Origin of the sequence: Amycolatopsis sp. ATCC 39116 (genome assembly GCF_000231075.2) — a bacterium.
Lineage (GTDB): Bacteria > Actinomycetota > Actinomycetes > Mycobacteriales > Pseudonocardiaceae > Amycolatopsis_E > Amycolatopsis_E tucumanensis.
The window spans coordinates 79662-89250 of record NZ_AFWY03000031.1 but is presented as its reverse complement, the minus strand read 5'-3'; the positions used below and the strand labels follow the sequence as shown (position 1 = coordinate 89250).

The 9589-nt window shown below is 73.6% G+C and carries 8 protein-coding genes and 1 pseudogene; 7 read left to right on the top strand and 2 right to left on the bottom strand.

The genetic code is table 11. From position 1 onward, the window contains the following. The 3 genes and pseudogenes from AMY39116_RS46645 to AMY39116_RS0326600 form a co-directional block, all read left to right on the top strand. Positions 1 to 644, top strand: a pseudogene (locus AMY39116_RS46645) (DNA repair protein RecN); the annotation flags it as partial. Between the two features lie 103 nt (positions 645 to 747). Next, positions 748 to 1932 carry a putative cytokinetic ring protein SteA gene (gene steA, locus AMY39116_RS0326605; protein ID WP_020420660.1) on the top strand — a complete coding sequence of 395 codons (1185 nt, stop codon included), beginning with the start codon at positions 748 to 750 and terminating at the stop codon, positions 1930 to 1932. Continuing rightward, positions 1929 to 2876 carry a copper transporter gene (locus AMY39116_RS0326600; protein WP_020420659.1) on the top strand — a complete coding sequence of 316 codons (948 nt, stop codon included), beginning with the start codon at positions 1929 to 1931 and terminating at the stop codon, positions 2874 to 2876. Before steA ends, AMY39116_RS0326600 begins: the two co-directional genes overlap by 4 nt. 199 nt (positions 2877 to 3075) lie before the next feature. On the opposite strand, the gene AMY39116_RS0326595 is transcribed toward AMY39116_RS0326600, so the two are convergent. Next, entirely contained in the window at positions 3076 to 3915 is an 840-nt protein-coding gene (locus AMY39116_RS0326595) for a TIGR03621 family F420-dependent LLM class oxidoreductase (RefSeq protein WP_020420658.1), read from the bottom strand. A gap of 158 nt (positions 3916 to 4073) precedes the next feature. Between AMY39116_RS0326595 and AMY39116_RS0326590 the strand changes: the two genes are divergently transcribed. Then, the gene (locus AMY39116_RS0326590; RefSeq protein WP_020420657.1) at positions 4074 to 4898 is read left to right on the top strand and encodes an LLM class flavin-dependent oxidoreductase; all 825 of its coding nucleotides are present in this window, start codon (positions 4074 to 4076) and stop codon (positions 4896 to 4898) included. Here the strand turns inward: AMY39116_RS0326590 and aroA are convergent. Then, entirely contained in the window at positions 4891 to 6177 is a 1287-nt protein-coding gene (aroA, locus tag AMY39116_RS0326585) for a 3-phosphoshikimate 1-carboxyvinyltransferase (protein WP_020420656.1), read from the bottom strand. The two genes, AMY39116_RS0326590 and aroA, sit on opposite strands and share 8 nt — an antisense overlap. 97 nt (positions 6178 to 6274) lie before the next feature. Between aroA and AMY39116_RS0326580 the strand changes: the two genes are divergently transcribed. The 3 genes from AMY39116_RS0326580 to xerD are packed head-to-tail and all read left to right on the top strand — an operon-like array spanning position 6275 to position 9547. After that, entirely contained in the window at positions 6275 to 7975 is a 1701-nt protein-coding gene (locus tag AMY39116_RS0326580; protein WP_017982010.1) for a CTP synthase, read from the top strand. Further along, positions 7972 to 8598: an NUDIX domain-containing protein gene (locus tag AMY39116_RS0326575; RefSeq protein ID WP_020420655.1), complete on the top strand. Its 627-nt coding sequence runs from the start codon at positions 7972 to 7974 to the stop codon at positions 8596 to 8598. Before AMY39116_RS0326580 ends, AMY39116_RS0326575 begins: the two co-directional genes overlap by 4 nt. Positions 8599 to 8644: 46 nt before the next feature. Continuing rightward, entirely contained in the window at positions 8645 to 9547 is a 903-nt protein-coding gene (gene xerD, locus AMY39116_RS0326570; RefSeq protein WP_027936249.1) for a site-specific tyrosine recombinase XerD, read from the top strand. The last annotated feature ends 42 nt before the right edge of the window (positions 9548 to 9589 follow it).

Genomic DNA, 9589 nt, shown 5'->3' with positions numbered 1-9589 from the left:
CCGGCGCGGTCACCGAGGAGCTGTCCGGCCTGGCGATGGGCCAGGCCCAGATCGAGGTGACGGTGAAGCGCCGCGCCACGGACGCGTCCGACCCGCAGGCGCTGCGGGTGGACGGCGAGCTGGTGCACGCCGGCGGCTCCGGCGTGGACGACGTCGAGCTGATGCTCAAGGCGCACCCGGCCGCGCCCGCGATGCCGGTGCACAAGGCCGCCTCCGGTGGTGAGCTGTCCCGTGTGATGCTCGCGATCGAGGTCGTGCTGGCCGACGCCGACACCGTGCAGACGCTGGTGTTCGACGAGGTCGACGCCGGGGTCGGCGGCCGCGCGGCCATCGAGATCGGGCGGCGCCTCGCCCGGCTCGCGCGCACCCACCAGGTGCTCGTGGTGACGCACCTGCCGCAGGTGGCCGCGTTCGCCGACCGGCACCTGGTGGTCGACAAGGGCACGGCGGAGGGCGTCACGCGCAGCGACGTGAAGACGCTGCGCAAGTCCGAGCGGGTGGTCGAGCTGGCGCGGATGCTCGCCGGGATGGAGAGCACCGAGACCGGGCGGGCGCACGCGGAAGAACTGCTCGCGGTGGCCGACGCGGACAAGGAAGCGGCGGCGAAACCGCGCCGGAAGACCGGCAAGCGCACCAAGCGCTGACCGTCCACACGCGCCGGACCGGCGGGGGATCACGGCGAGAAACCGGATTGTGCACGGCGTGTTGCGAGCGGACATCCGGCTTTCGTTTGCCACCATCGGACGCATGAAGCTTCCCGGTCTGCTCAACCGCAACACCGAGGCCCTCCCCGGCATCGTCGGCGTCGCCCGGGTGGACCGGCGCACGCGCGATCTGCTCCGCCGCGTCGGCCCCGGCGACATCGTGGTGCTGGACCAGATCGACCTGGACCGCGCCACCGCCGACGCGCTCGTCGAGGCCGAGGTCGCCGGCGTGGTCAACGCCTCGCCCTCGATCTCCGGCAGGTTCCCCAACCTGGGCCCGGAGATCCTGGTGAACGCCGGCATCCCGCTGCTGGACAACGTCGGCGGCGAGGTGCTGCGCCGCATCAAGGACGGCAGCCGCATCCGGCTGCACGAGGGCGGCGTCTACGTCGGCGACCGGCACGTCGCCAGCGGCAGCGAGCAGACGCCGGACAGCGTCGCCGACCAGATGATCGAGGCCAAGGCCGGGATGTCCACCCAGCTGGAGGCCTTCTCCGCGAACACCATCGAGTTCCTGCGCCGCGAGCGCACGCTCATCCTCGACGGGGTGGGCGTGCCCGAGGTGCGGGTGCCGCTGCGCGACCGGCACGTGCTGGTCGTCGCGCCGGGCAAGGGGCACGCCGAGGACCTCAAGGCGCTCAAGAAGTACATCGCCGAGCACCGGCCGGTGCTGATCGGCGTGGACGGCGGCGCGGACACGCTGCGCGCGCAGAAATACCAGCCGGACATCATCGTCGGCGACCCGTTCGGCATCGACGCCGAGACGCTCAAGTGCGGCGCGGAGGTGGTCGTTCCCGCCCAGCCGGACGGGCACGCGCCGGGCGTGGCGCGCATCCAGGACCTGGGCATCGGCGCGGTCACCTTCCCCGCGTCCGGCAACCCGGAGGACCTGGCGCTGCTGCTGGCCGACGCGCACGAGGCCGGGCTGGTCGTCACCGTCGGGTTCCAGGCGACGCTGCGGGAGTTCCTCGACCACGGCCGGTCCGGGTCGAACCCGTCGACGTTCCTGACCCGGCTCAAGCTCGGCACCCGCCTGGTCGACGGCAAGGCGGTCGCCGCTCTGCACCGCAGCCGCGTCTCGCTGGGCGCGGTGGTGCTGCTCGTCGTCGCCGCGCTCGTCGCGGTCGCGGTCGCGCTGCTCATGTCCGACGTCGGCGGGGCGTACCTGGACTGGGCGCGCTCCACCTGGGATTCCTTCGCAAGCTGGGTCAAGGGGCTCTTCACGTGATTTCTCTGCGGTACCACATCGTCTCGATCGCGGCGGTGTTCCTGGCGCTCGCCGTCGGCGTCGTGCTCGGGTCGACGGCGCTGAACGGGGCGCTGCTGTCCGGGCTGTCCGACGAGAAGGGCAAGCTCGCGTCGCAGGTGTCCGACCTGGAGGCCCAGCGCAACGCGCTCAACGCGCGACTGTCCGACGCGGACGCCTTCGCGGGCTCGCTCGGCCCGAAGGTCGTCGCGGGCGCGCTGGACCGCCGCTCGGTCGTGCTCGTCACGACGCAGGAGGCGAACCCGGCCGACCGCGACGCGCTGCGCCAGCTCATCGAGGCCTCCGGCGCGCGGGTGTCGGGGGAGCTGCAGCTGACCGACTCGTTCACCGACCCCGCGAAGGCCGACCAGCTGCGCCAGGTCGTGACCCGGCTGCAGCCGGCCGGTTCGACGTTCCCGACGGCGGGCGACCCGGGCACGCTCGCCGGGGCGCTGGTGGGTTCGGTGCTGCTGCTCAACAAGGACACCGCACAGCCGCAGTCCACAACGGACGAATTGGCCGCGGCGATCGCGGGCCTGCAGGACGGCGGGTTCGCCAACGCGAGCCCGGGCATCGGGCCGGGCCAGCTGGCGCTGGTGCTGACCGGCGGCCAGGCGACCGGCGACGGGGCCGGCGACAAGGCCGCGACGCTGGCCCGGTTCGCCGCGCAGCTGGACCGCTCCGGCGCGGGCACCGTGCTCGCCGGGGACCCGGCGTCGGCCGAAGGCACCGGCGCGATCGGCTTCGTGCGGGCCGACACCTCGGCGACGTCCATTCTGTCCACTGTGGACAACGCGAACACGGCGGCCGGGCGGATCAGCGCCGTGCTGGCGCTCAAGGAACAGCTGGACGGCGGGACCGGGCGGTACGGCATCGCGGGCAACGCGCAGTCGCCCGCGCCCGGGGTCGCGCAGCCGGGCAGCTGACCACCGCCGCCGCCCGCCGGGGACGACCCGGCGGGCAGCTGAGTTCCGCTGCCTCGCCGGGGCTGCGGGTGGCGGCTCGCCGCCGCGGGCAACGCTCGATCGCCGCTGCCCGCCGGGCTCCACCCCGGCGGGCAGCGTATAACGACCTATACCCCGCCGCTCTGAGTCATCAGATCTTGGGCGATCAGGTCCGGGGCGATCAGGTCCCGGCGAGCCGCTCGACCACCGGGATCGCCGCTTCCAGCGCGTGGGCGTTGACCGTGACGTAGGACAGCCCGAGCTCGTCCCGGCGGCGGCGCAGCGTGTCCACCACCGTGGCCGTGTCGCCGGTCAGCACCGCCGGGTTCGTGTTGTCCCTCGCCGTCGCCGGGTCGATGCCGAACTGCCGCATCCACTCCGGGAGCGGGCCGTCGCCGATGGCGAACACGTTCACGCTCAGCTCCAGCTCGTCGAAGCGGGCGCCGGCCGCCTCCCGGAGCACCGGCAGGCGCTCGCGCAGCTCCTCCTCACTGCTGGTGTGCACCGCGACGATGTCGGCCTCCTGGGCGGCCAGCCGCAGCAACCGGGTCCCGCTGCCCGCCACCATGATCGGCGGCGCGGGCTGCTGCACCGGCGTGAACGTGCCGTCGGCGAACAGCTTCCGCACCGCCTGGATCGCCTCGCCCACCTGCCGCACCCGTTCGCCGGCGCTGCCGAACGGCACGCCCAGCAGCTCCGCCGTGCCGCCGGCGTCCCCGCGGCCCGCCCCCAGGCCCAGCTCGAACCGGCCCTCGGACAACTGGTCGAGCGTCGCGGTCTCCCAGGCGATGCGGCCGGGGGAGTGCATCGGCGCGGCGAGCACGAACGTCCCGATCCGCAGCCGGGAGCTCGACGCGGCGACCGCGGCCAGCGCCGGGACCGACGCCTGCACCCCGGCCGCGTCGGGCACCAGCAGCGTGTCGAAGCCGAGGTCCTCGGCGCGGCGGGCCAGTCCCGCCCAGCGGCTCGCGGGACTCGGCTGCCCGGTGACCAGCCCGAACCGGAAACGGCGATCGGTCATGAAAAACCAGTCCTTCCCCAGATGATCTTGCGCTAAGATCGAAAGTACTCCACGGGACCGTGCCTGCCACCGAAGTACAGCCGCAGAGGCAGCACCGCGAAAAGAGTCCGGAGCGGGCGGCGCTGTCAGTTCGCCATGCCCGTTTTCTGGAGGAATTCATGCATTTCGGTCTCGGCCTGCCCATCGGCAGCCCCGAACAGCTCACCGACTGGGCGCGTCTGGCCGACGACGGCCCGTTCCGCACGCTCGGCCTGCTCGACCGGATCGTCTACGACAACCCCGAGCCGCTGGTCACCCTCGCCCTGCTCGCCGGCGCCACCACGCGCGTCCGCCTGCAGACCGAGGTCCTGCTGGCCCCGCTGCGCGAACCCGCCCTGCTCGCCAAGCAGGCCGCCACGCTGGACCGGCTCTCCGGCGGCCGCTTCACCCTCGGTCTCGGTGTCGGCGGGCGCGCCGACGACCACCAGGCCACCGGCACCGACCCGCGTCAGCGCGGCCGGGTCCTCGACGAGCAGATGACCCGCATGCGGCGGATCTGGTCCGGCGCCGAAGGGATCGGGCCCGCCCCGGCCACGCCCGGCGGTCCCGAGGTCCTGTTCGGCGCCTTCGCCGACCCCGCCCTGGAGCGGATCGCCCGGCACGGCGACGGGTTCCTGTGCGCCGCGCCGCCGAAGTGGGCGGGCGACCTGTTCGCCAAGGTCGAGCGGTTCTGGGCCGACGCGGGCCGCGACGGCCGCCCGCGCATGGTCGCCCAGGTCAACGTCGCGCTGGAGTCCGATGTGGACGAAGCACGCGCCGCCATCGCCGCCTACTACGCCTTCAGCGACTACGGCAGGAACATGGTCGAGGGCATGCTCACCACGCCGGAGCAGGTCCGCGAAGCGGCCAAGCACTTCGCGGACCTCGGCGCCGACGAGCTGATGCTCTACTGCTGGGGCGCCGACCCGGGCCAGGTCGGCAGGCTGGCCGACGTGGTCAGCTGAGCATCTCCGCCCAGGCGGTGGTGAACCCGGGGAAGGTCTTGCCGACCGTCGCCGGGTCCTCGACCTCCACACCGGGGACCCGAAGGCCGAGCACCGCGCCGGCCATCACCAGCCGGTGGTCCTCGTAGGTGCGGAACACGCCGCCGTGCATCGGGGCCGGGGTGATCGCCAGACCGTCCGCGGTCTCGGTCACCCCGGCGCCCAGCGCGGACAGCTCGGTCGCCAGCGCCGCCAGCCGGTCGGTCTCGTGCCCGCGCAGGTGCGCGACGCCGGAGATGACCGACGGCCCGTCGGCGAAGCACAGCAGCGCGGCGATCACCGGGGTCAGCTCGCCCACCTCGTGCAGGTCGAGCCGCGCGCCCGGGATTTCGCCCGTTCCGGTGACGGTCAGCCCCTCCGGAGTCAGCTCGACCCGCTGGCCCAGCTCGGTCATCAGGCTGCGCAGCCAGTCACCCGGCTGGGTGGAGTACTCCGGCCAGCCGGGGATGCGCACGGTGCCGCCCGCGGCCGCCGCGGCCACCACGAACGGCGCCGCCGTGGACAGGTCCGGCTCGACCGTGAAGTCCGGGCAGGACAGCCGCGCCGGGCCGACGTGGAACTCCTGCCCGTCCCGCTCCGGGGACGCGCCGAACCGGCGCAGCATGTCCAGCGTCATCGCGATGTGCGGCTCGCTCGGCGGGGTGCCGCCGGTCAGCCGCACCGTCACCCCGGCCTCGAACGCCGGGCCGGCCAGCAGCAGGGCCGACAGGAACTGGCTGGACGCGCTGGAGTCCAGGTCGACCTTCCCGCCGGGCAGGCCGCCGTGCCCGCGGACGGTGAACGGCGGCGCGCCCCGGCCCTCGTCGTCGATGTCCGCGCCCGCCTCGCGCAGCGCGGCCAGCAGCGGCGCGATCGGGCGGCGGCGGATGGCCTCGTCCCCGTCGAACGTCACCGGCGCCGAGCCGAGCCCGGCCAGCGCGGGCGTGAACCGCGCGACCGTGCCCGCGTTGCCCAGCACGACGTTCGCCGGTTCCGTCGAGCCGTGCGCCAGCGGGCGGACCAGCACGTCGTCGCCGCGCCGCTCCCAGCCGCCGCCCAGCGACTCCAGCGCGCCCAGCATGAGCCGGGCGTCCCGGGAGTCCAGCGGGGCGCGGACCAGGGTCGGCTCTGCGGCCAGCGCGGCCAGCACGAACGCCCGGTTGGTGATCGACTTGGAGCCGGGGACGCGCACCGTCGCGTCGAGCGGGCCGGGCGCGACCGGCGCGGTCCAGATGGGCTGGGAAGCGGGGGGCTGGGTCACGGTGCCTCTTTCACGCGCGAACGTCTGACGTGACCCATCGAACTACGTGGGCGCGGCGAGCGAGCGCCCGGGGGCCGGTGCGATAAGGTGGAAGCCCGTGGGACTTCAGCCGCGGACAGCCAAGTACGTTTTCGTCACGGGGGGCGTCGCCTCCTCCCTGGGCAAGGGCCTGACGGCCTCCAGCCTGGGCCAGCTCCTCACCTCTCGCGGCCTGCGGGTCACGATGCAGAAGCTGGATCCCTACCTCAACGTGGATCCAGGCACCATGAACCCGTTCCAGCACGGCGAGGTGTTCGTCACCGAGGACGGCGCCGAGACCGACCTGGACATCGGCCACTACGAGCGCTTCCTCGACCGGGACCTCTCCGGCTCGGCGAACGTCACGACCGGCCAGGTCTACTCCGAGGTCATCGCCAAGGAGCGCCGGGGTGAGTACCTCGGCGACACCGTGCAGGTCATCCCGCACATCACCGACGAGATCAAGCGCCGCATCATGGCGGTAGCGGAGTCGGACGGCACGGGGCAGCAGCCCGACGTGGTGATCACCGAGGTCGGCGGCACGGTCGGCGACATCGAGTCGCTGCCGTTCCTGGAGGCCTGCCGCCAGGTGCGGCACGAGATCGGCCGGGACAACTGCTTCTTCCTGCACGTGTCGCTGGTGCCCTACCTCGCGCCGTCGGGCGAGCTCAAGACCAAACCGACGCAGCACTCGGTCGCGGCGCTGCGCAACATCGGCATCCAGCCCGACGCGCTGGTGTGCCGGGCCGACCGCGACCTGCCCGAGGACCTCAAGCGCAAGATCGGGCTGATGTGCGACGTGGACACCGAGGCGGTCATCGCCTGCCCGGACGCGCGCTCGATCTACGACATCCCGAAGGTGCTGCACCGCGAGGCGCTGGACGCCTACGTGGTGCGCCGCCTCGGCCTGCCCTTCCGCGACGTCGACTGGACGGTGTGGGGCGACCTGCTCGACCGGGTGCACAACCCGTCCGAGACGGTCCGGGTGGCGCTGGTCGGCAAGTACATCGACCTGCCCGACGCCTACCTGTCGGTCACCGAGGCGCTGCGCGCGGGCGGGTTCGCCCACCGCGCCAAGGTCGAGATCGTGTGGGTGGCCTCCGACCGCGCGACCACCCCGGCCGGCGCGGCCGCCGCGCTGGGCGACGTCGACGGCGTCCTGGTGCCCGGCGGATTCGGCGTGCGCGGCATCGAGGGCAAGATCGGCGCGATCCACTACGCCCGCACCCGCGGCATCCCGGTGCTCGGGCTGTGCCTCGGCCTGCAGTGCATGGTGATCGAGGCGGCCCGCAACCTGGCCGGCATCGAGGGCGCGAACTCGGCCGAGTTCGACGACACCACCGAGCACCCGGTGATCTCCACGATGGCCGACCAGAAGGACGTCGTCGCGGGCGAGCGCGACATGGGCGGCACGATGCGGCTGGGTGCCTACCCGGCCAAGCTCAAGCCCGGCTCGCAGGTCGCGAAGGCCTACGGCAGCACCGACGTGTCCGAGCGGCACCGGCACCGCTACGAGGTCAACAACGCCTACCGCAAGCGGCTCTCCGACGCCGGGCTGGTCTTCTCCGGCACCTCGCCCGACGACCGCCTGGTCGAGTTCGTCGAGCTGCCCGCCGACGTGCACCCGTTCTTCGTCGGCACCCAGGCACACCCGGAGCTCAAGAGCCGCCCGACCCGGCCGCACCCGCTGTTCGACGCGTTCATCGACGCCGTCGTCCGGTACCGCACCGCGGACCGGCTGCCGGTCGAGCTGCCCGAGCCCACCGTGAGCGCGCATTGACCGCCCCCGGCGAGCACGACTTCCGGGTGGTGTCCAGCAAGGACGTCCACATCGGACGCGTGGTCGGGCTGCGGATCGACGAGGTCGCGATGCCCGGTGGCGGCACCGCCAGGCGCGAGGTGGTGGAGCACCTCGGCGCGGTCGCGATCGCCGCGGTCGACGCCGACGGCGCGGTCACCCTGGTCCACCAGTACCGGCACCCGCTCGGGCGGCGGATCTGGGAGCTGCCAGCCGGGCTGCTCGACCACGCCGGGGAGGACCCGGTCGAGGCCGCGCGGCGCGAGCTGGCCGAGGAGGCCGGGCTCGCCGCCGCGCGGTGGGAGACGCTGGTCGACGTGGCCGCCTCGCCCGGGTTCACCGACGAGGTCGTGCGAGTGTTCCTGGCGCGCGACCTGACCCCGGTCGACCGGGAGGTCCTCGGCGACGAGGAGGCCGACCTGGTGGTGCACCGGGTGCCGCTGGCCGAGGCGGTGCGGATGGCGCTGTCCGGGGAGATCGTCAACGGCGCGACCGTCGGCGGCGTGCTCGCCGCGCACGCGGTCGTCCACGACGGCGCGCCGTCGCGGCCGTCGGACGCGCCGTGGCGGGACCGGCCGACGCGGTTCGCCGATCGCATTTCCTGACGTCACGCTCTAGGGTGTCGGCGTGCATGTTCTGCCGGCCGCCGAGGTGGTCACGGCCTATCTCGATCATCTTGCCGTGGAGCGCGGGACGGCACGCAACACCCTGGACAGCTACGCCCGCGACCTGCGCCGGTACCTGCGGTACCTGGAGCAGGCCGGGGTGCGGGACTTCCGGCGCGTCACCGAATCCGACGTGACCGGGTTCGGCGCGGCGCTGCGCGAGGGCGACGAGGTGCACCCGCCGCTGGCGGCGTCCTCGGCGGCGCGGGCGCTGGTCGCGGTGCGCGGGCTGCACCGCTTCGCGCACCTCGACGGGCTGACCGAGGACGACCCGGCCCGCGAGGTGCGGCCCCCGGCGCCGGCCAAGCGGCTGCCCAAGGCGCTGCCGGTGGACGACGTGCTGCGGCTGCTGGCGATGCCGCCCGCCGAGGGGGAGCGGCCGCTGCGCGACCGGGCGCTACTGGAGCTGCTGTACTCCACCGGGGCCCGGATCTCCGAGGCCGTCGGGCTCGACCTCGACGACGTCGACCGCGAGGAGCGCACCGTGCTGCTCGACGGCAAGGGCGGCAAGCAGCGGCTGGTGCCGATCGGCCGTCCCGCGGTCGAGGCGCTGGAGGCCTACCTGGTGCGCGCCCGACCGGTGCTGGCGCTGCGCGGCCGCGGCACCGCGGCGCTGTTCCTCAACGCCAGGGGGACCCGGCTGTCCCGGCAGAGCGCGTGGCAGGTCCTCAAGACCAACGCCGAACGCGCCGGGATCTCCACCGGCGTGTCGCCGCACACGCTGCGTCACAGTTTCGCGACCCACCTGCTGGAGGGTGGAGCGGACGTCCGGGTGGTCCAAGAGCTGCTAGGCCACGCTTCGGTGACCACGACGCAGGTGTACACCCTGGTCACGATGAACACTCTGCGTGAGGTATATGCTACGGCCCATCCTCGGGCGCTGGGTTGACCTGATCGCCTCCGGCGAGTTGCTTTGGCGACAAACGGCTCG